Below are 22,079 nucleotides of genomic sequence, written 5' to 3'. Positions count from 1 at the left end.
TATATCAATTTAATCTAGCATGAGATTATTAACTGTTGTTTCCTTTTGTTTTTTTGTAGGATTTTGTGCACCGGCTTCTGCTCAAGTAAAACTTTTGCCACAGCAAGATCGTTGGACGATCCAACCTGACGGTAGTATAAATTGGAAGTTAGATAAACGATTGCCACATACCGACCATATAGAAATGAGTGGTGAAAAGGTATCAATGTGGGTAGAATATGGGGTAGATAGCGTAGGTAAATCAACCATTAACAGAACTATTGTTTTCCCTACGTTTAGAATGTTGCCAGACGGCACGAGGACTCACATTTCATATTCGTTCACCGATAACGATTTGCCACGTTTTTACATCAACAACAGATTACTGAAAACAAATTTGGCCAAAAGTGGTAAGTCGGGAGATTTATCTTATAAAATAACAGACATTACCCAAAAAAGTGTAATGACAGTTAACGCTGAATCTGGAACTCCAGTCTTAGCGCACATACAACGCAAATTTTATCCTTCGGTAAATGAACCTATGGCATTTGAGAAATTCGTTTTTACCAACGTAACGGATAAAGACGTAACCTTTGCAATGGAATATTTGAGAAAGGAAATTAGAACGGATAGTGTTAGAAGTAAAGGTAAACAACATAGTATTGTGACAGGTACAGTTGGCGCTGGAAGTAAAGTTGTAGCACCAGGTAAATCGGTAACATTTACTGTTTATTACATGGCTACAGATAATCCTAGTCAGTCATTAAACATAAAACCGGAGGCTGAAGAAACTGCCAGAATGAAGCGTGTTGCAGGTTTAATGGACAGATTACAATTGGTAACTCCGGATAAAATTTTAAATACGACATTCGATTTTGCAAAGATTAGAGCCACAGAAAGTATTTATAAAACTAAAGGTGGTTACATGCATGGTCCAGGTGGATTAGCGTATTATGCTGCAATTTGGGCGAATGATCAGGCTGAATATGTAAATCCGTTTTTTGCTTTTTTGGGCGATAAGGTGGGAAATCAATCTGCCATGAACGCTTATCGATGGTTTGCAAAGTATATGAACCCAGATTATAAGCCAATCCCAAGTTCAATTGTTGCCGAGGGCGATGCAGTTTGGAAAGGAGCTGGTGATAGGGGAGATCAAGCGATGATTGCTTATGGTGCTTCTCGGTATGCTTTAACCTATGGAAACATTGATTCGGCTAAAGTATTATGGCCTTTAATAGAATGGTGTTTGGAATATAGTCATAGAAAGTTAAATGCAGATGGCGTTGTAAATTCTGATGCAGATGAGTTGGAAAATCGTTTCCCGGCAGGTAAAGCAAATTTATCTACCAATAGTTTGTATTACGATGCACTTCGCTCTGCAGCATTATTGGGTAGATTATTGAATAAGCCAGCAAGTCAGACAACTACCTACACCAAACAGGCAGACGATTTAAAAGCAAATATGGAAAAGTATTTTGGGGCTAATGTGGAAGGTTTTGATACTTATAAATATTATGAAACCAATACTACGTTGCGTGCTTGGATTTGTATGCCGCTAACTGTTGGGATCTTCGACAGAAAAAAAGGAACTATTGATGCTTTATTTTCTCCGCGTTTATGGACTGCAGATGGTTTAGCTACTGAAGCTGGTAAAATTACGTTTTGGGATAGATCTACACTTTATGCTTTACGTGGTGTTTTTGCCGCTGGCGAAACAGAAAAAGCAATGGATTTCTTAAAATATTATTCTCAAAGAAGGTTATTGGGTGAACATGTTCCTTACGCTGTTGAAGCTTATCCAGAAGGAAATCAAAGACATTTATCTGCTGAAAGTGGATTATATTGTCGCATTTATACCGAAGGTTTATTTGGTATGCGCCCAACTGGTTTTAATGCGTTTGATTGTACACCACGTTTGCCCAAAGATTGGAAAGAAATGGCATTGAATAAGATTAATGCTTTTGGTGGTGAATTTGATTTATCGATACAAAGAGCAGGTTCAAATCAATTAAAAGTAACTGTAAACCAAGCTGGGAAGAAAATTAAAACGTATTTAATTAAAGACGGAGCTACTTGTAAAGTAGTATTGTAATGAAAGAAAAAGTAATTCTCCTGTTGATTTTAGGCTCTTTTTCAATAGTTTACTGTAAAAAGAAAACAACTATACAACCTGAACCCGAAGTTGTAAAACCACCTGTTACTGCGCCCAAATTAGGCGTAACGCTACAAGCAGATGGGCCAGGTAATACGTACGAATTGATTAATGGTAAATTAGGTGGCGAGGCCGAAGAGACCCCCGACTGTGGACATGCTGCTTTTGGTCGCCATATTGCAGAAGTATACGATGATATATTGAAGAAAAACGTATTCGAGTTTTATATCCACGTTACACCTGATGATGACCGATGCAACGGATCGACAGATAGACAACGAAATGAAATTAAAAGTTATGGACCATCTCCAGATAATGTAAAGGGAACAATAGGAGAAACGGTAACGTATAGATGGAAATTTAAACTCGATGCAGGATTTAAGCCCTCGCCAAGTTTTACACACATTCACCAAATTAAAGCTGGAGACGGTGACGATGGTTCGCCTTTAATTACGATTACTCCACGATACGGTAACCCAGATCAGCTAGAGATTATTCATACTGCAGGTTCTTCTGCAACTAGCTTAGGGAAATTAAAAACAGTAAACCTTGCACCATTTAAAGGGAATTGGGTTGAAGTAATCGAGAAAATTAAATACGGAACCAACGGTACGTTTGAGATTAGCATTAAAAATGTAAGTGATGGTGCTTTATTATTAAGTTATGCAAATGCTAATATCGATTTATGGCGAACTGGAACTACTTTTTGTCGCCCAAAATGGGGGATATATAGGAGTTTGAATAATAAATCATACATAAGAGATGAAGCGGTACGATTTGCTGATTTTTGCATTGCCGAAGATGATGCGGTTTGTCAATAAGTTTAATAAATAACCACATAGAAACATAGGTCACATAAACTAACTCACCTATGTTTTATTAGAGTTATCTTCATTGCGAGGTACGAAGCAATCTTACAACTATTGGTTAGCTACCGCTTTAAAATTGCTTCGTACCTCGCAATGACGTAATACTTTTTACTTACTTGTTATCTCCAAAACTATACTACTCAATGGTCTTAATTTAGCAGGGGAAACATTTAAACCAATCTCCATTAAATAGCTTCCTGTATAAACTTTACCATTTTCAGGGCTTTCTGCTGCTGCTCCAGGGATTAGATTAGTTTCTGTAATGGTGTATTCATTGTCAGGATTTAAACCTTGAAGTTTTACTTTACCGAAAATCTGTTTTTTTCTTAGATTTAAATTGTAGCTAAATAAAACAGCTTTGTTTTTTGTAGAATCAGTATACATTAAAACAGCTCTGTCTTCATCATAAGGAGAAACCAAGCGGTATAAATCACCATACCAAATGATAGGATTTAATCGATTGTAATTTGCAATAGCAGCACTACTGAAGCTAATTTCATCAGGCGTCATTTTATCTACACTAATATCATAACCCAATTTATCCATCATGGCTACGTCTGTTCTAAACTTAAGGGTTTGTTTACCCATAGAAGTTACGTGACTAGAAATAGTATTTGATGGGAAGAAATAAGAATATCCCCATTGTATAAATACACGTTCAGCAGCATCAGTATTATCACTTGGCCAAAATGAATCGAAATATTTAAGCGCACCATAATCTGTTCTACCACCGCCACCAGAGCACAACATAATGCCTAAATGAGGATATTTAGCTCTAATGCGCTGCATCACTTTATAAAAACTCTGTGTATAATCTATAAATAACCTCGATTGATCTTTTCCTAGGTAAGGTGAATAGGTGTTTGACATAAATCGATTGTTATCCCATTTGATATATGCCAAGCCAGGATTTTCGGTCATCATTTTATCTACCAAATTAAAAACGAAATCTTGCACTTTCGGATTGATTAAATCTAAAATCAATTGGTTACGCTGATAGTTTTCAGCTCTATTTGGAAGTTTTAAAACCCAATCTGGATGTTTTTCGTACAATTCACTTTTTTGGTTTACCATTTCTGGTTCTAACCAAATTCCGAATTTTATTCCCTTTTTAGTCGCTTCTTTCACTAAGTAACCAATTCCATCAGGTAGTTTTTTACGATCTTCTTGCCAATCGCCTAAGCCCGCTTTATCATCATTTCTAGGATATTTATTTCCAAACCAACCATCGTCTAGTAAGAATAAATCAAGTCCTAATTTTTTTGAACCATCAAATAGTTCGACTAATTTCTCTTGATCAAACTTCACGTGTGTGGCTTCCCAATTGTTTAATAACGTCATTCGGGGTTTTAAACCATCTAAAACTCCATACACTCGAGCCCAAGTATGTAAATTTCTACTCGCTTGACCTTTACCATTTGCACTATAGGTGAATATAAATTCTGGAGTTGTAAAATGTTCACCAGTTTTTAAGGTTAGGGTAGAAGCGTACGGATTAATACCAGAAATTACCCTTAACTTATTCGTTCTATCTACTTCAAATACAAATTGAAAGTTGCCTGTCCATGCAATTGTTCCAGCAATTACTTCACCCTCAGTTTCAGTCGCAGTTTTATTAGGTGCTAAAAAAAATACTGGACTTTGGTACATGTTTGCTCTACTGCCTAATTTGCTATCAATAATTTTAATACCGCTTGTTAATTGACTTTCTTGTTGATCCATTTCACGTGCCCAATCGCCATGAAACTGCGTTAGGAAATAATTTGAAGCATCAAAATGTAACATAGAAGAAGCGTAATTACTTAAAATAACACCGCCTTTTTCTTTATTGATAATTTCTGTAGAACTACTTAGTACATTCGATTTAAAGGCAGCCTTGAAATGTAAAATAACTTCGGTTTGATATACTGGGTCTTTTAAATAGATATCAGTTTGAGTGATGTCTGCATCTAACTTTTTGGTTTCTGCTTTAGTGAAACGTAAATCTAAAGATGGATTTCCATCTGTATGTACCATACGAATGGCTGGCTCAAAAACATCTTCCATGCCAGCACCAATGTATGCTTCCATGCCGTTTCTTAATTTAGCATAGGTTTCTTTTGATAACGTTTTTCCAAAATATCGTTGGTACAATTTTCCTCCTTCATCGCCAGCAAAAACTAAACTGGTATTTTGAGTTTCGATAACAATCGGACTACGATTTTGCGCCCATAAAAAGGATGAGCAAAATAAAGAAATAGTAAAAAGTATAATTTTAGATTTCATATAATATGGTTCTGATATAAACTAAATAATTCTAAAAGGTTCAATTAATCAAAAATACCCAAAGCGACCTCGCACCATGTGCACCAAGTACTAAACTCTGTTCTATATCGGCAGTTTTAGATGGCCCAGCGATAAAAGCGCCATAGCCGTATTGCTTATTTCCAATTTTTTCGTAGGCGTGATGCATAGTTGGTAAAACATCAACTTTGTTCACTACCAAAATTAAGTTTTGTGTAATAAAAGGCAAAACTCTATCAAGTAGAATTGATTCATCTACCCAACATGCTCCATTTTCTGCTACTACAAAATGAGCTGGTAATATAGCAAGCTCTACATTTTCTAGCTCATGTGGGTTATGGTTGTTAATATTATTATTGGCAATTTCTTGCATACTCGATAGAGGGGAAATCACTCTGATTTGGTCTGTTGGGTAATTAGCTTTTAATAAAGAGATGATTTCTTCAGTATTAGCTACAACAGTCACTTTTCCTCCTATTCCATTTAAAACTTGAGAGAATTTTTCAATTAAAGCTGTTTCTTGTCCTTGGAAAAAGGAATCAAGTTCTGGCAATGGAGTTAACTCAGGTTGATTTGCTTTTACGGCGGCTAAAATCTGGTCTCTACTGTTCATTGTTCTTTCTGTTGATTTTATACCATTCGCCAAATGAACTTTTTGGTACTTTTGGCATATCTCTTTGCAAATACCAAACATTAAACTTATTATTCACCATAAATGGGGCATATTTAAGCGTTGTTCTTGCAGCCCTTCCTGCTAGTTTATAAAGTGTAGGCGACGATAGGGTAGTTGCCATTGTTTTCATTGCAACTTGCTTTGCCGTGGTAGTATAACCTTCTTTTACCAACACTTGTCGCCATTTGTACAGTTGATCGTGAATATCAATTTTAACCGGACAAACATTAGAACATGAACCGCACAAAGTAGATGCAAAAGGTAGATCTGCATATTGTTTCATGTCTAAATTCGGTGCTAAAATAGCCCCAATTGGCCCTGCTATAGCATTGTGGTAACTATGTCCGCCACTACGTCTATATACAGGGCAAGTGTTCATGCAAGCGCCGCAACGAATGCATTTTAATGAATTTCTAAATTCTTCTCTACCTAATTGACGAGTTCTGCCATTATCTACTAAAATAATATGCAACTCTTTTCCATCTCTTGGTTTAGCAAAATGACTAGAGTAAGTGGTAATTGGTTGTCCAGTTGCACTTCTAGCTAATAACCTTAAAAACACAGAAAGATGTTCACGCTTTGGGATAATCTTTTCTATCCCCATACAAGCAATATGGATATCGGCTAAATGTGCGCCCATATCGGCATTGCCTTCGTTGGTACAGATTACAATTTCTCCAGTTTCTGCTACTGCAAAATTAACACCTGTTAATGCAGCTCGTCGTGTTAAAAAAGTATTTCTTAAATGTACACGAGCAGCTTCCGTTAATAATTGAGGGTCCGCATTTCCTTTTGGTGTACCTAAATGTTCATGAAATAATTCACCTATTTCTTCTTTCTTTTTATGGATACAAGGCAAAACAATATGACTTGGTGGTTCTTTTGCGAGTTGTACAATGCGTTCTCCCAAATCAGAATCAATTACTTCTATTCCTTGGTGTTCTAAGTATTCATTTAAATGGCATTCTTCAGTCAACATCGACTTACTCTTCACCATTTTATTGATGCCTTTTTCTTTTAATAGACGATACACAATTTCATTGTGTTTTTTTGCATCTTCAGCCCAATGTATGATTACGCCATTTTGCAATGCATTTTTTTCAAACTCTAGTAAATAGTCATATAAATTAGAAAGGGTATTTGATTTAATGGCTGATGCTGCATTGCGCAAATTTTCCCATTCTGGAATTTGATGTGCAGATTTATCTCTTTTTTGTCTAATCCACCATAGAGTTTCATCGTGCCAATCTACTCTCTTTTCATCTTCGTTAAAGATGTCCGCTCTTTCAGCATGATCTAGAATTTTCATGCTTTCACTCCGTTTAAAATTTCAGCAATATGAATAATTTTGATAGGACTTTGTTGTCGATTTAAAATTCCTTCCATGTGCATTAAACACGACATATCTACTCCTGTAATGTATTCTACATTGTGTTTAGCATGATCATTTACTCGATCTTTTCCCATTTTAACAGAAACAGCTTCTTCAGCTACACAGAAAGTACCACCAAAACCACAGCATTCATCTTTACGATCTAATTCTACTAATTCTATATCTTTCACCAAATTTAAAAGTTGTCCTGGCTTCGAAAAATCAGGAGCGTTTAGTTCAGTCATCTGTGAAAGTTTTAAACCTCGTTGTCCGTGGCAACTTTGGTGCATTCCAACTTTATGAGGAAAACTACTTTTTAATGTATCTATTTTTAATACATCAGTTAAAAAAGAAGTTAGTTCGTAAGTTCTTTCTGCAATTTGTTTAGCTAATCCAGGCTCGTCGTCATCGTGAAGGTGTTCCCTAATATGTAAAACGCAACTACCAGATGGTGCAACGATATAATCGAAACCGCTAAAATTTTTAACAAAAAGTGAATTGCATCCGCCAGCTAAATGCTCAAAACCAGAATTAGCCATTGGTTGTCCGCAACACGTTTGTGAAGTTGGATAACTTACATCAATACCTAAATTCTCTAATAGCTCTAAAGTAGCAATAGCAACTTGCGGATAAAACTGATCTACATAACACGGAATAAAAAGGGCAACCTTCATAAAAATGGCAAGAGCTAGGATTTAGAGCAATTAAAAGAATTTTTTATCTCTATTAATTGCTGTGATGTGAAATAAATTCTTTTTGATAGTTTAAAGGGCTTTTACCAGTAGTTATTTTAAAATATTTATGGAAGCTCGCCAAATTGTTAAAACCACTTTCGTAGCACAATTGCTTAATGTTTAATTTGTTTTCCATTAACAGCTTGCAGGCATGACCTACTTTAATTTCTGTTAAAAATCTTGAATAGGTTTTACGTGTTTTAGATTTAAAATATCTGCAGAAAGAATTTGGACTAATTACTGCCACATTCGCGATTTCTTCTAAATGAATTTTTCTTCTAAAATTACTTAAGGTATAATCGTAAATGGCATTAATGCGGATATTTTCTGATTCGTCGTAATCTTGTTTAAATCCAATAGAAGATAGTTTTACCGTTTGATTGCAGTTGGCAATAAGGGAAAGTGCTTCTATTAGTAAAACAATGCGCTGAGTTCCTTCCGCGGTTAACATTTGCTCTAGTAAATCGGCAACTTTAATTTTCACTTTGCCGTTTACTTGTAAACCTCTTCTGCTATTCTCTAATAATGATTTAATAGCTTTATTTTCTGGAAGATTTAAAAATTGATCACCCCAAAAGTTTTCGCTAAAATGCGCAACTCTTACATCGGCACAAGCTTTCGATTGATCATTGAAGTACATGTCGTCAAATCTCCAATAATGGGCTAGATGTGCGCCTACTAAAACAATGTCGCCTGAGCGAAAGCCTTTAATGCTATCGCCTATAAATTGAGTCCCGACACCTTTTTTTAAATGGATTAGTTCTACTTCTGGATGATAATGCCATTTATTATTCATGTAAGGAACTAAATCTCTTCTTACGCTAAATGACTGGGCAGGGCCAGTTGAAACTTTTAATAATTGAGGTTTCATGTTAGTACAGTGGTTTATAATTGGTCAATTAAATATACAGCATAATTATATTATCTTTCATATTAATGCCAATATTGCTGAATATTTGGATAATTCGAGCTAATTTTTAGGATTTATGATTGGTTTTTTCTGTATTAATTTAATTAAATAAAAAAGCCCCGACCATTCAAAATGGTCGGGGCTTTTTAGTGTATAATTTAGAACTTGTAAGAAAGTGTAGTTATAAACTGACGAGGTGGGATAGGGTTTACGCTATAATTCTCATGAACAAAATAATTTAGCTCATTTGTAATGTTTGAGACTTTACCTAATAAAGAAAGTTTTCTCCATGCATAACCTGCAGATAAATCGAATGTTGTAAAATCATTTAAAGGAATTAATCTACTCGGAGTTCCGGTTTTACTATCGTTATAGCCACCATTGCGTTTGCCAGTATAATAAACAGACGCACCTAGTTTTAAACCTTTAACACCACCATTTTGAAAGGTATAGAATAAGGTTCCATTTGCTGTGTTTTTGGTAGAACCAACCAAGCGCTGTCCTTCCACAATACCACCAATTGTTGTGGTAGTTGTACCCACAGTAATTGTTGTTTTATCTAATGTTTTTGTATAACGGATGTAATTGTAGCTATAACCTGCAATGAAGTTTAAGCCTTTAACAATTGTTCCTGTTAAATCAAACTCAATACCATCACTTGAAGTTTTTCCACTTAATTCTTTAACATTTGTGTCGCCATTTGGTGTGCCATCAGCTTTAAGTAAGGCCTGTTGTGCAAATTTATTATTGGTAATTCTGTATACAGTTAAGTTTGCAGATAACTTACCTCCTAATAAATCATTTTTAATACCAGCTTCATATTGATCAACGATTGAAGGATCTAATGGTGCGCTATAAATATCCATTCCAGTATTAGAGATAAAATTACTTGCATAACTTACGTAAAGTGAAGTTGTTTTTAAGGGTTGATAAATCAATCCAAATTTTGGAGAAAAAGCAGTTTCAACTTTAGATTTTCCAATAATATTATTACTTAGAGTCTTAGCGCCTGTAATATATGAAGTAGTTATAGTTCTAGGTGTTTTTTGGAAAGTATAACGAACTCCTGCTAATACTTTAAATTGTTCTGTTAAAGAAACTAAATCTTGTACAAAAGTTCCCATACGGTAAACCGGAGCAAATATTTCAGAAATGGCAGTTGTTGCTGGTAAAGCTGCTGTATTATTAAAACTAGTAGGATTTAACAAATTAATATTACCATAATTATAAGTAGTAACACCACCTGGGTAAGCAAAAGCATTTGAAGTTACTCTAGATTGATCTGCATCAGCACCAATTAATAAGGAATGTATAATGCTACCCGTTTTAAATTTACCATTTAAGTTAATCTGCTGATTGTAGGTGAATTCTTCTGTTTTAGAACGAGTAAGATTTCTTGCAGCAACTCCTGCAGCATTTGCAAAAGGACGCTCAGCACTATAATAATTTCTATTGTAGGACTGTAAACCAGCAATTACATTTAATTTCCAGTTGTCATTAAATTTATGATTTACATTTAATTGAGTAGTAGTCGTATTCGTTTTGTTATAAGCTCCTGGCGCATTCAAATAAGTACTTCTACCAATGTTAACAATTTTATTATCTATAGAACCGATACCAAAATCAGGAGTGTAGTCACTTTTTAAGTAATCTCCTTGAAGCAAAATATCTGTTTTTTCGCCTATTTTATATAATAAAGATGGATTTACATAGGTCCTTTTTGTATTTACGTTTTTTCTAAAACTACCAGCATCTTCAAAAGTACCAATCACACGAAAAGCTAAGTTTTTTGTAATAGGACCATAAATGTCACCGGTTGGTTTGTAAAAATCATAACTACCACTACGCATAGCTACTTCGCCACCATATTCGAATTTCGGTTTTTTAGTAACTAGGTTTACAACTGCACCACCAGTAACGCCACCATATAATAAAGCCGCACTACCTTTTAATACTTCAACGGATTCTAATGTGCTAGCTTCTGGCATACCACCACTGTTTGCACGAGCGCCATTTTTAAATACATTATTAGTACCTAAACTGTATCCCCTCGCAAAAAAAGTTTCACCACTTACCGAACCACGATTCTCACCATAAGCCACGCCATTTACGTTCTTTAAGACATCACTTAACCGATTAGCTTGTTGATCAGTAATTATTTGATTTCCAATAATCTGAACAGATTGAGGTAAATCAATGGGTGCGATAGCAATTTTACCTAAGTTTACTGGTTTTTTATTGGGAGTTTTATAACCTGTAACAGCTACTTCGGCTAATTGAGAGGCTGATTCTGTAGTTGTAAAATTTATTTCGGTCACTTGTCCTTCGGTTACAACAACTGCTTTCTCTTGAGAAACTAAGCCTACTGCAGAAATTTTAATGATATAATTTCCAGGTGCTACATTCTTGATTGAGAAAATACCATTTTCATTAGTTTGAGAAACTTTACTAGTGTTTTTTAATCCAACACTTGCATAAGCTACAGGCAAACCATCGCTTGTTTTTATTGTTCCTGTTACTGTTCCTACTTTATTTTGTGCTTTTACTACTCCAAAAAGAAAAATAGAAAGAGCAAGTAAACTGAGAGATTTTGTAAATAATTTAAGCATGTATTTATTTGGATTAATTCTAAATTACCGCAAAGATAGAATGAGAATTTAAAAACACAAATTTTATTTAGACTTATTTTAAATAAAGAAGTTAATGTAATTTTTGGATAGGGATGGAGTTTAAGTATACGTAACTGTAGTTTTTTTGAAATTACGAATAATAAGATTGAACCCAAAAACTTATCATTCTGATTAATTTTTGACATTTTCTTGTAGTTCGATAAAAATATTTAACTACATTTGCTAAAAATAATAGTATTTTTATTGTCCTGATATGAATGTTACTGTCCTTGCTATATTTGATGAATTTAATCACAACGCTTCTTTAGCTAAAGTAATGAAGGAACGATTAATTCGTTTAGCCGCTGAATTACAAAACGTTCATTTAAAAAGTTTTACTTCACTTAAGCCCTTATCTGAAGATATTGTAATTTATATAAGTTATAATCCAAAATATACCATCCGCTGGAGAATTGTAAACGATGTGCCTAGCTTTGTTGAGGCAGAAGTTGCAAACATTTGTGCTTTATTAAACTATATCCCTTGGAAAACTTCATCAATTAATGTGTTTAAGCAGAGTTAAGCTTTTCAATTCCTTCTAAATTATCGCAATAGGTTATCAATTAAAAATTTCATCCTTGATAACCTAAAATAAAAACTCAAGAACAAACTGAATGCCTTGAGTGTTAAATGAAAGTTAACATAATTTAACCATTTATGTTGCCAATAAGTTTTACCATAAAACATGGTTAGATTTACTGCAAACGAGTAATACTCATTAATATACTGATGGATAAAAAGGATAGCCTAGATAATGTTTTTAAAGAGGAAATAAAAAAGCCATCGGATTTCAAGTTCGGCGCTACAGTTGCCAATGCTTTTGATGACATGGTAGAACGTTCAGTGCCTTTCTATAACGAAATACAACGGATGATTATAGAATTAGCAATAGAACATGCATTGCCAAATACAAATGTAATAGACTTAGGATGTTCAACAGGTACAACCATGATTGGACTAAATCCTTATGTAGCCGAAAATATAAAGTTTATTGGGGTAGATGATTCAGCAGAAATGCTAAAAAAATGTGATGTTAAACTAAAACAAGCAGATTTTAAAAGAAACTATGAACTAGTGCAGGCCGATTTACATGAAGATATTAAAATCGAAAATGCGTCTGTGGTTATATTATGTTTAACGTTACAATTTGTTCGTCCTATTTTCCGTGAAAAGCTATTAAAGAGAATATATAATGGCTTGGTACCTGGAGGAGTATTGATCATTTCAGAGAAAATATTGGCAGAAGATAGTCTCTTTAACAGAAATTTTATTAAGTACTATTACGATTATAAACGTCGTAATAACTATAGTGAAATGGAAATTTCACAAAAAAGAGAAGCTTTAGAAAATGTGTTAATCCCGTATAAGCTGAGTGAAAACTTTAAAATGCTTAAAGAAGCAGGTTTTCCGCATACCGAAACCTTTTTTAAATGGTATAATTTCACAGGCTTTATCGCAGTAAAAAACTAAAATGATCGCAATCGGTAACTTCTTTTTTAAGTACAGGAATTTCTTATTTATTTTCTTATACCTCGCTTTGTTTATTCCTTCTCCACAACTGTTTAAAGAAAGCACATTTGGGCCAAATTATTATCTATACCCTTTAATTATAGGGTTGTTCATTACTATTTTAGGACAATTAATTCGAGGTATTGCCATTGCTTTAGCTTATATCGTTAGGGGTGGAAAAGATAAAAATGTTTATGCAGATCATTTAGTAGTCGAAGGATTTTTTAACCATTGTCGTAATCCATTATATGTGGGCAATATATTAATGCTAGTTGGTGTAGGCATTTTAATTAATTCCCTATTGTTCATTATTATATTTATTCCTCTGTTTTTGTTTATTTATCAAGCAATTGTATTTGCAGAAGAAAACTTTTTAAGAAAAAAATTCGGCGAACAATTTAATGCCTACTGTGCTCGTGTAAACCGATGGTGGATAAACTTTAATGGTCTTGGAAAAACCATAAATAATATGGCATTTAATGGAAAAAGATGGCTAATTAAAGAATACAATACGCAAACCGTTTGGTTGGCAGGTATTATAATAATTCTACTTTTTTATTATCCACAATTAACACAGGGTGATGAAGAATTAAGAAATAAAATCGGCATTGCTGCTGCAATTGTATTGGCTATTTATTACCTTTCCATTCGTTATTTAAAGAAAAGCGGTACATGGAAAGGATAAGTTTTAGTTTCTTTATTAAGCTCTTTTTGGTTTGTTTATTATTCCCATTTATAGTACATGCGCAAAATGTTAATAAACCATTATTTAATCCAGATAGCTTAAAACTAATTTCATCTCAATTTAAATTTACAGAAGGCGCATCAGTAGATAAAAAAGGAAATGTATTTTTCACCGACCAACCTAACAACACCATTTGGAAGTATAGTGTAAATGGGAAACTAACACTCTTTACAGATAAAGCAGGAAGAGCTAATGGTACTTATTTCGATAAAAAAGGAAATTTACTTGCTTGTGCAGATGAAAATTTTCAAATCTTATCGTTCGATAAAAATGCGATACCGACATCCGTTTATAAGAATGATAAAGAAAATGATTTAAATGGGCCAAATGATTTATGGATAGATAAAAAAGGTGGCATTTACTTTACTGATCCATATTATCAAAGAAATTATTGGATAAGAAAAGCTCCATCGATTGTTGGTGAAAAAGTATATTATTTGCCCCATAAAACTGCTAAAGAATCTACTATAAAAATTGTTGAAGATAATTTACAAAGACCTAATGGGATAGTTGGAACTTCAAATGGTAAATTACTTTATGTTGCGGATGCAAAAGCTGGTAAAACATATCAATATACTATTCAGCCAGATGGCACATTAAAAAATAAAATATTGCTTATTAATCAAGGTTCAGATGGAATGACTTTAGATGAGCAAGGTAATATTTATTTAACAGGAAACGGTGTGACTGTTTTTAATAAAGAAGGAACACAAATAGCATACATCAATATTTCTACTGCACGTACATCTAACCTCTGCTTTGGCGGAAAAAAGAGAAATATATTATTTATCACTGCAGGTAATTCTATTTATACTTTGCCTATGTTGGTAAAAGGAGTAGAGTAGATAATTTTGAATCGTTTTACAAACAATTAAATCAGATTTGGGTTATTGATAAATAGGTTATTCAATGGAAAATTAATTTACAGTGTACCATGGTGAAAATTGATTATTTATGCGAATTGTTCGAAAATCAGCTCCCGTACCTCTATACCTTATTACAAATTGACGTAAATGATGTTTTTTGTATTTGCATTGGCGAACAATTAGTTGGAACTATAAAAAAAGTAACCAACGGTTGGGAGCAAATTGGTGGAAGAGAAATGTCTAATGAATTTATCGAAGATATAGGGAAATTTATAGAGCGTAGATTTTATGCTACTAATCTAGAAAGTACTTCAAATGCTTTATTAACAGGCTATTAGTTTGTTTTTTTTTAAAATGTTAAAACTTTTTTTACTAAAAAGATATTTACTATATGGTCATTGAGTAAAAATTGACGCAGTAAACATTTAACCTTAATAAAAAACAATGAAATTGAAATTCTTATTAGTCCTTGTGGTTGCTGGTATGGCAATAGCAGGATGCAGTTCAAGTAAAAATAGTAATGGAACAATGGATTCGACAGCAATTGATAGCGCAAGTAGAGATAGTCTAATGCGTGATTCCACCAAAGTTATCCCAGATACAACAAAACGTCCTGACACTACAAAACATTAATAACTAAGTCGATATTTAAATAATTACAAATGCGTAGAATAATTCTACGCATTTGTTGTTTAAGTTAATTTTGCATTAATTTTATGTGGATAAATTTCCCCTATTTTAGATTTAATTTCCCCATTTTGGGTAATTAATGCCACGCAGTCTATGTAAATTGATTTATTTATTTTTTTAATTTTAAAATATTTTTCAACATTTTTATTTTTTATAATTTACTTATAATGAGCTAATTTGGTTTGTTTTTAGCTTAAATTGAAATTTTTTAAGAAAATATTTCAATTTAAATTTGTGAATTAATAAAATATTTACGGTATATTAGATTTATGGCATAGGAAAAATATAAATTTCATTTTTCTTCTGTTCAAAACTAACACAATTGAAAACTTATTACTTAACATTAAAGAGATGAAGAACTACTACAATGCCGCATCAAATGTAACCAGTTACAAAAGCATTACTTTATTTTTCCTTGTTTTAACAGGTTTACTATTTACACAAAGTGTAAAAGCACAAACTCCTTACAAAGTTGAAGGAGATTCGCAGATAAAGATATCAGTTGATTCAAATCAGAATGTATTAACTACGTTGGTTGCTGAAGGTAATTTTATAGTTAAAGATGGTGTGTTAGATGAAATTAATTCTTTCGAACTTGCTTTACCCATTGCTAACACTTCAGGCAACTCAAACCAAAAAGTGAATAAAGATGAGATAAGTTTTAAACTTACTCATGTAATGATTTTACCAATGATGAAAATGATTCATGCAGTTGGGATTTTAAATATTGGGGGTGTAACGAGTAGAACTGATTTAGAATTTAGTTTTGTAATGAATAGCGACGAAAGCATTACATTGACTGGTCGTAAATCAATAAAATTAAGTGAATATCATAAAGAGCCAAATTTTGCTTTAGCTTCTCTTTCAAACAATAATGAAGTAAATCTTAACATGAATTTGATCTTTAAAAGCAATCAATTTTATGCAAATAATGCAATAGTTAATACTAATAAAATGACTATTCTAAGTGCAAGAGACTAAAATACAAGTCTAATTAAACCAAGAATTAAATTTCTTGGTTTAATTTTAATAAAAAATCTTTCAATTTTTCTAACGAAGCAATAACTTTTTGATTTTCTTTAACTTCACTATTGTTGTTTTTTAAATGGTCTTTTGCACCTTTTAGTGTAAAGCCTTTATCATCTACAAGGTGAAAAATAATCTTTAAGTTTTCGATATCTTCAGGAGTAAAAAGACGATTTCCTTTCTTATTTTTCTTTGGCTGTAATACATCAAATTCCTTTTCATAAAACCTAATTTGTGAGGCGTTTACGCCAAACATTTCGGTAACCTCGCCCATAGTATAATACATTTTGTTAATATCCCTGTCTTTGTATGGCATGTTTTAATCTGATTATGAATTGTTTGCAGCTTTTACTTAAAGTGTTCAACAAATGTAAAGGGATTTTAGTAGAATACCGCAATAAAATTTTAATTTTGTTCTTCCAAATTTTCTACACAGAATGACAGCAAAAGAAATAAGACAAACCTATTTAGATTTTTTCAGAAGTAAACAGCATCACATTGTACCATCGGCGCCAATAGTGGTTAAAAACGACCCTACTTTAATGTTTACCAATGCGGGAATGAATCAATTTAAAGATTTGTTTTTGGGCGAAGCTGCAATTAAATATCCTCGTGTGGCTGATACACAACGTTGTTTACGTGTTTCAGGCAAGCATAACGATTTGGAAGAAGTAGGAATTGACACCTATCACCATACCATGTTTGAGATGTTAGGTAATTGGAGTTTTGGTGATTATTTTAAAAAAGAAGCCATAGCTTGGAGTTGGGAATTATTAACTGAAGTTTATAAAATTCCGAAAGATCAATTGTACGTTTCTATTTTTGAGGGAGATGAAAAAGAAGGTTTACCAAGAGATACTGAAGCTTTTGAGTTGTGGAAACAGTTTGTAGATGAAGACCGAATTATTCTAGGAAATAAAAAGGACAATTTCTGGGAAATGGGCGATACAGGGCCATGTGGGCCTTGTTCTGAAATCCATGTGGATTGTAGACCATTAGCAGAGAGAAATGCGTCTAGTGGAAAAGATTTGGTAAATGCGGACCATCCTCAAGTAATTGAAATTTGGAACAATGTATTCATGCAGTTTAACAGAGTAAAGGATGGTTCTTTAAAACCTTTACCTGCACAACATGTAGATACAGGAATGGGATTTGAACGTTTGGTGCGTGTTTTACAAGGTAAAACTTCAAATTATGATTCAGATGTTTTCCAACCATTAATTCAGTTTATTTCCGAAAAATCTGGATTTGAATATTGTAGCAATGCTGAACAGGGTGATAAAGGCTGGAACGAAGCTGTCGCAATGCGTGTAATGGCCGATCACATTAGAGCAATTTCCTTTGTAATTGCAGATGGACAATTACCTTCAAATAATAAAGCTGGGTATGTAATTCGTCGTATTCTACGCCGTGCTGTACGTTATGCTTATACATTTTTAAACTTAAAAGAACCATTCTTAAATCAATTAGTGCCGGTTTTAGCGGAACAATTTAAAGGTGTTTTCGATGAATTGTATTTACAAAAAGATTTTGTTCAAAAAGTAGTATTGGAAGAAGAGGTTTCCTTTCTAAGAACTTTAGCAACAGGTATTCAGCGTTTTGAGAAGTATGAAGCAAAGGATGTAATTGATGGAAATTTTGCCTTTGAATTATATGATACTTTCGGTTTTCCAATAGACTTAACAGAGTTGATGGCTCGTGAAAAAGGCCTAACTGTTAATATGGAGGGTTTTAATTCTGCTTTGGCTGAACAAAAAAATCGTTCTCGTGCTGCTACTGCAATTGATACTGGAGATTGGATAATCGTAAATCATGATAATGATACTGAATTTGTTGGTTACGATCTAACAGAGATTGAAACAGAGATTTTAAAATATCGTAAAGTAAGTGCAAAAGGGAAAGAACAATATCAAATCGTTTTACGCAAAACACCTTTTTATGCAGAAAGTGGTGGACAGGTAGGAGATGTTGGCCGTTTAGAAGATCATAGCCGTCAGTTTTGGGTAGAAATAACCGATACTAAAAAAGAGAATGGTGTAATTGTTCATTACACAGATACGTTGCCAACGGATTTAGATGGTAAATTTTGGGCAGTAATTGATGAAGACAAAAGAGTTTTAACAGAAGATAATCATTCTGCAACTCACTTATTACATGCAGCTTTAAAGAAAGTATTGGGTAATCATGTAAATCAAAAAGGAAGTTTAGTTAATTCAGATAATTTACGTTTCGATTTTTCTCACTTTGCAAAAATTAGTGAAGAAGATTTGACTCAAATTGAGCATATCGTTAATCAGAAAATTAGAGAAAATATTCATCTAAAAGAACAACGTAATGTGCCTTATGATGAAGCGATTAATTCAGGTGTAACCGCTTTATTTGGAGAAAAATATGGTGATTTTGTTCGTGTAATTACTTTTGATGATCATTTCTCTAAAGAATTGTGCGGTGGTACACACGTTAAAGCAACTGGACAAATTGGTTATTTCAAAATTGTTTCTGAAAGTGCTGTAGCTGCAGGTGTTCGTCGTATCGAAGCCATTACGGCAGAAAAAGCAGAACAATTTATCGTGAACCTAAGCAAAGAGTTAAATCAGTTAAGAGGTTTACTAAAAGGAAATCAGAATATTAGCCTTGCGGTACAAGCTTTATTAGATGAAAATGCGAAACTAAAAAAAGAAGTAGAAAAAAGCATTTTATCTAAAGCTGGTGATATGAAACAAGCTATCGTTGACAAAGCTGAAAATATTAATGGAATCAATTTTATTGCAACACAAGTTGATTTACCGAATGCAGAAGCTGTTAAAAATTTATCTTTTGAAGTAAAAGCTCTTGTGCCTGATTTATATTTAGTATTCACAACTTTAATAGATGAGAAACCTGGAATTACAGTGATGATTTCTGAAAATATTGTTTCAGAAAACCTTAACGCTGCAAAAATTGTACGCGAACTGGGTAAAGAAATTCAAGGTGGAGGCGGTGGTCAACCATTTTATGCAACAGCAGGAGGAAAGAATATTGCAGGTATGGCTAGTGTACTAGAAAAAGCAAAGGATTTTATACTTTAGATACTATATTATAAAAAAGCCTCGATCATTTGATCGAGGCTTTTTTTTTGTGGAAATTAATTAGTGTTTCCCTTTACCATGGGCTTTTCCATTTCCATTATTTCCCTTACCACTATATATTTTTTTAGCTTGTCCAGGAGGCATTCCATGCGGATGGCCTTTTACAACATAGTATTTTCTATCATTACTATTTTTGATGACTAGCTGTTTACCTCCCCAGTTTTTATACTTTACATATTTAACTTTATCATTCTTATAATTTAAATATGGTCTATCTCCATTAACCACTACTTTATAGCCATTGTATAAATTATAATTGCCATATCTAGCTGGTAACGAATTGTTAAAAACCCAATTTCCATTATCCAAATAAACAAATTGACGTTTAGGTACAGAATAATAACTTTCTACATCTGGTAAATAGTAATAATCAACATGATCGTATCCCACTGGTCCCCATAATGGTTGAGATCCAATATTAACGTTCAGACTAACTTGTGCATTTGCATTATTTTGAACTAGCGATACCACACCTAGCAGTGCTATTAAAATTAACTTTTTCATTTTATGTTATTTAGATTGTGAAATTAATGTCTTCCTCTTCCGTGACCTTTTGAATGACCTTTAAATTTATTATACTGTTTATAATTCACTTGTTTAACAGAATAATATCTGCGTGCTGGTCTGTAATTGGTATAATAAGAACGATATACTATAGGTTGCGGCCTGTACACTACTACATTTCTTTTTGGGTAGTAATTGTGATGTCTTTCTACATACACTACTTCTCTAGGCGGAGTATAATAAGAATTATATCCATAATAAGTAGGAGTTCCAATGTTTAAACTAACACTAACTTGGGCTTTTGCGGGTTGATAAGTAGCTGCTACAATTCCTAACACAGCTACAAGGATTAACTTTTTCATAGTTTTAAAATTTTTGCGTGTATTTATATCAAATCCAATTTTATGCCATAAGTAGATTGTTGCCCTTTAGCAATAGAATTGATACATATTTGCATATATTTGAGGCACATTAAATGACCATTTTAATAGATATTGCCCATTAATGAGTACAAAAACTGCAACTGAAAGTGTAGCTTACGAATTGGTTTCTGGATTAGAAATACATGTACAGTTAAATACACAATCAAAAATATTTTCTTCTGATAGTGCCACTTTTGGTGCTAAACCCAATGAACATATTTCGGCTGTTTCACTGGCTTTGCCTGGTGCATTGCCCAAATTAAATAAAGAAGTAGTAGCAAAAGCGATAAGAATTGGATTAGCTTTAAATTGTGAAATCAATCAGTATAACTTTTTTGATCGTAAAAATTACTTTTATGCAGATTTACCAAAGGGATATCAAATTACACAAGATAATAGTCCAATTTGTAAAAATGGATATTTAGATGTGGTATTAGCCAATGGCGAAGAAAAACGAATTGGCATCAATAGAATTCACTTAGAAGAAGATGCTGGTAAAAGTTTGCACGATCAAGATGAGAAATATTCTTACGTAGATTTAAATAGAGCTGGAGTTCCACTAATTGAAATTGTAACAGAACCAGATATTCGCAGTGCAGAAGAAGCATCGGCTTTGCTTACTGAAATTAGACAATTAGTACGCCACTTAAACGTGAGCGATGGAAATATGGAAGAAGGGTCTTTGCGTTGTGATGCCAATATTTCGATACGAGAAAAGGAATCTACGCAATTTGGAACACGTTGCGAGGTAAAAAACTTAAACTCTATAAGAAACGTACGTAGAGCGATGGAGTTTGAATTTCATAGACAAATAGAAGTGATAGAAAACGGTGGAAAAATTATTCAGAGTACATTGAATTTTGATGCAGATAAAGGAACAACATCGCCAATGCGTACTAAAGAAGAGGCAAATGATTACCGCTATTTTCCAGATCCCGATTTACAACCTATTTCTATTTCTGATGAATGGTTAGCTGAAATAAAATCTGCTATGCCAACCTTACCTAAAGAAATTGCTAAACAGTTAGTTGCAGAAATTGGTATTAACAAAACAGAGGCGATTATGTTGGGAGAGGATGCAGATCTGTTTAGTTATTTTAATGTAGCAAAGACGAGTGTAAACAATCAAAAGAGCCTGATAAATTGGCTTTTAGGCCCAATAAGAGCGCTATTAAATGATCAAGGAATTAGTATTGCAACTTATAAATTGGAACCTCATCAATTGGCCGAGGTAATTAATTTAGTAGACAATAAAAAAATAAGTCAGCAAAATGCACTACAGCAACTTTTACCTTCTTTAGTTGCTAACCAAGATAAAACAGTTGAAAACTTAGCCACAGAATTAAATTTATTAATAGTTGAGGACGATGATGCGATTAACGAATTTATTGATGAAATTTTAACCAAGTACAAACCTCAAGTAGAATCATACAAATTAGGTAAAAAAGGCGTTTTAGGTTTGTTTGTTGGCGAGGTGATGAAACTAGCAAAAGGCAAAGCGGATGCTAAGAAAATAAGTGATTTAATAATAGAAAAATTAAAATAAAT

At 33.3% G+C, this 22,079-nt stretch carries 20 protein-coding genes; 11 read left to right on the top strand and 9 right to left on the bottom strand.

Features of this window, described 5'->3' with window-relative positions; translation table 11 throughout:
- The first annotated feature begins 19 nt into the window (after positions 1–19).
- On the top strand, positions 20–2,071 hold the full coding sequence (locus tag ACHMWN_RS14370) for a hypothetical protein (RefSeq protein WP_397302394.1): 2,052 nt from the start codon (positions 20–22) through the stop codon (positions 2,069–2,071).
- Entirely contained in the window at positions 2,071–2,952 is an 882-nt protein-coding gene (locus tag ACHMWN_RS14365) for a heparin lyase I family protein (RefSeq protein WP_397302391.1), read from the top strand. The genes ACHMWN_RS14370 and ACHMWN_RS14365 overlap by 1 nt, the downstream gene beginning before the upstream one ends.
- Positions 2,953–3,108: 156 nt before the next feature.
- On the opposite strand, the gene ACHMWN_RS14360 is transcribed toward ACHMWN_RS14365, so the two are convergent.
- The 6 genes from ACHMWN_RS14360 to ACHMWN_RS14335 form a co-directional block, all read right to left on the bottom strand.
- Complete coding sequence (locus tag ACHMWN_RS14360; protein WP_397302389.1) at positions 3,109–5,265, bottom strand: alpha-galactosidase; 2,157 nt, start codon at positions 5,263–5,265, stop codon at positions 3,109–3,111.
- Positions 5,266–5,305: 40 nt separating this feature from the next.
- On the bottom strand, positions 5,306–5,896 hold the full coding sequence (locus tag ACHMWN_RS14355) for a lactate utilization protein C (protein ID WP_397302386.1): 591 nt from the start codon (positions 5,894–5,896) through the stop codon (positions 5,306–5,308).
- A complete protein-coding gene (locus tag ACHMWN_RS14350; RefSeq protein ID WP_397302385.1) occupies positions 5,886–7,265 on the bottom strand; it encodes a lactate utilization protein B in 1,380 nt (459 codons plus the stop codon). Before ACHMWN_RS14350 ends, ACHMWN_RS14355 begins: the two co-directional genes overlap by 11 nt.
- Positions 7,262–8,002 carry a (Fe-S)-binding protein gene (locus ACHMWN_RS14345; protein ID WP_397302382.1) on the bottom strand — a complete coding sequence of 247 codons (741 nt, stop codon included), beginning with the start codon at positions 8,000–8,002 and terminating at the stop codon, positions 7,262–7,264. The genes ACHMWN_RS14350 and ACHMWN_RS14345 overlap by 4 nt, the downstream gene beginning before the upstream one ends.
- A gap of 52 nt (positions 8,003–8,054) precedes the next feature.
- Positions 8,055–8,933, bottom strand: a complete 879-nt coding sequence (locus tag ACHMWN_RS14340; protein WP_397302379.1) for an AraC family transcriptional regulator — start codon at positions 8,931–8,933, stop codon at positions 8,055–8,057.
- A gap of 197 nt (positions 8,934–9,130) precedes the next feature.
- Positions 9,131–11,581, bottom strand: a complete 2,451-nt coding sequence (locus ACHMWN_RS14335) for a TonB-dependent siderophore receptor (protein ID WP_397302377.1) — start codon at positions 11,579–11,581, stop codon at positions 9,131–9,133.
- 274 nt (positions 11,582–11,855) lie between these two features.
- Here ACHMWN_RS14335 and ACHMWN_RS14330 point away from each other — a divergent pair, with 274 nt between their 5' ends.
- The 7 genes from ACHMWN_RS14330 to ACHMWN_RS14300 all read left to right on the top strand — a co-directional run bounded on the left by ACHMWN_RS14330 (position 11,856) and on the right by ACHMWN_RS14300 (position 16,432).
- Positions 11,856–12,164 (top strand): hypothetical protein, encoded by a 309-nt coding sequence (locus ACHMWN_RS14330; protein WP_397302374.1) that lies wholly within the window; start codon positions 11,856–11,858, stop codon positions 12,162–12,164.
- Between the two features lie 206 nt (positions 12,165–12,370).
- Entirely contained in the window at positions 12,371–13,111 is a 741-nt protein-coding gene (gene cmoA, locus ACHMWN_RS14325) for a carboxy-S-adenosyl-L-methionine synthase CmoA (protein ID WP_397302372.1), read from the top strand.
- Position 13,112: 1 nt separating this feature from the next.
- Complete coding sequence (locus tag ACHMWN_RS14320) at positions 13,113–13,835, top strand: methyltransferase family protein (protein ID WP_397302369.1); 723 nt, start codon at positions 13,113–13,115, stop codon at positions 13,833–13,835.
- Positions 13,823–14,740: an SMP-30/gluconolactonase/LRE family protein gene (locus ACHMWN_RS14315; protein WP_397302366.1), complete on the top strand. Its 918-nt coding sequence runs from the start codon at positions 13,823–13,825 to the stop codon at positions 14,738–14,740. The genes ACHMWN_RS14320 and ACHMWN_RS14315 overlap by 13 nt, the downstream gene beginning before the upstream one ends.
- Before the next feature lie 89 nt (positions 14,741–14,829).
- A complete protein-coding gene (locus ACHMWN_RS14310; protein WP_397302364.1) occupies positions 14,830–15,099 on the top strand; it encodes a hypothetical protein in 270 nt (89 codons plus the stop codon).
- 106 nt (positions 15,100–15,205) lie between these two features.
- A complete protein-coding gene (locus ACHMWN_RS14305; protein WP_397302362.1) occupies positions 15,206–15,394 on the top strand; it encodes a hypothetical protein in 189 nt (62 codons plus the stop codon).
- Between the two features lie 408 nt (positions 15,395–15,802).
- Positions 15,803–16,432: a hypothetical protein gene (locus ACHMWN_RS14300; RefSeq protein ID WP_397302359.1), complete on the top strand. Its 630-nt coding sequence runs from the start codon at positions 15,803–15,805 to the stop codon at positions 16,430–16,432.
- Between the two features lie 25 nt (positions 16,433–16,457).
- On the opposite strand, the gene ACHMWN_RS14295 is transcribed toward ACHMWN_RS14300, so the two are convergent.
- Entirely contained in the window at positions 16,458–16,793 is a 336-nt protein-coding gene (locus ACHMWN_RS14295; protein WP_397302357.1) for a MerR family transcriptional regulator, read from the bottom strand.
- Between the two features lie 121 nt (positions 16,794–16,914).
- On the opposite strand from ACHMWN_RS14295, the gene alaS reads away from it, so the two are divergent.
- Positions 16,915–19,545: an alanine--tRNA ligase gene (gene alaS, locus ACHMWN_RS14290; RefSeq protein WP_397302355.1), complete on the top strand. Its 2,631-nt coding sequence runs from the start codon at positions 16,915–16,917 to the stop codon at positions 19,543–19,545.
- A 60-nt stretch (positions 19,546–19,605) separates the two neighbouring features.
- On the opposite strand, the gene ACHMWN_RS14285 is transcribed toward alaS, so the two are convergent.
- Together ACHMWN_RS14285 and ACHMWN_RS14280 are read right to left on the bottom strand one after the other, a co-directional pair.
- The gene (locus ACHMWN_RS14285; RefSeq protein WP_397302352.1) at positions 19,606–20,109 is read right to left on the bottom strand and encodes a hypothetical protein; all 504 of its coding nucleotides are present in this window, start codon (positions 20,107–20,109) and stop codon (positions 19,606–19,608) included.
- A gap of 23 nt (positions 20,110–20,132) precedes the next feature.
- A complete protein-coding gene (locus tag ACHMWN_RS14280) occupies positions 20,133–20,471 on the bottom strand; it encodes a hypothetical protein (RefSeq protein WP_397302349.1) in 339 nt (112 codons plus the stop codon).
- Between the two features lie 142 nt (positions 20,472–20,613).
- On the opposite strand from ACHMWN_RS14280, the gene gatB reads away from it, so the two are divergent.
- Complete coding sequence (gatB, locus tag ACHMWN_RS14275) at positions 20,614–22,077, top strand: Asp-tRNA(Asn)/Glu-tRNA(Gln) amidotransferase subunit GatB (RefSeq protein WP_397302348.1); 1,464 nt, start codon at positions 20,614–20,616, stop codon at positions 22,075–22,077.
- The last annotated feature ends 2 nt before the right edge of the window (positions 22,078–22,079 follow it).

Source organism: Pedobacter sp. UC225_61, from assembly GCF_044452285.1.
In the GTDB taxonomy this organism is placed as follows: domain Bacteria; phylum Bacteroidota; class Bacteroidia; order Sphingobacteriales; family Sphingobacteriaceae; genus Pedobacter.
This window is presented reverse-complemented; position numbering and strand designations above follow the sequence as displayed.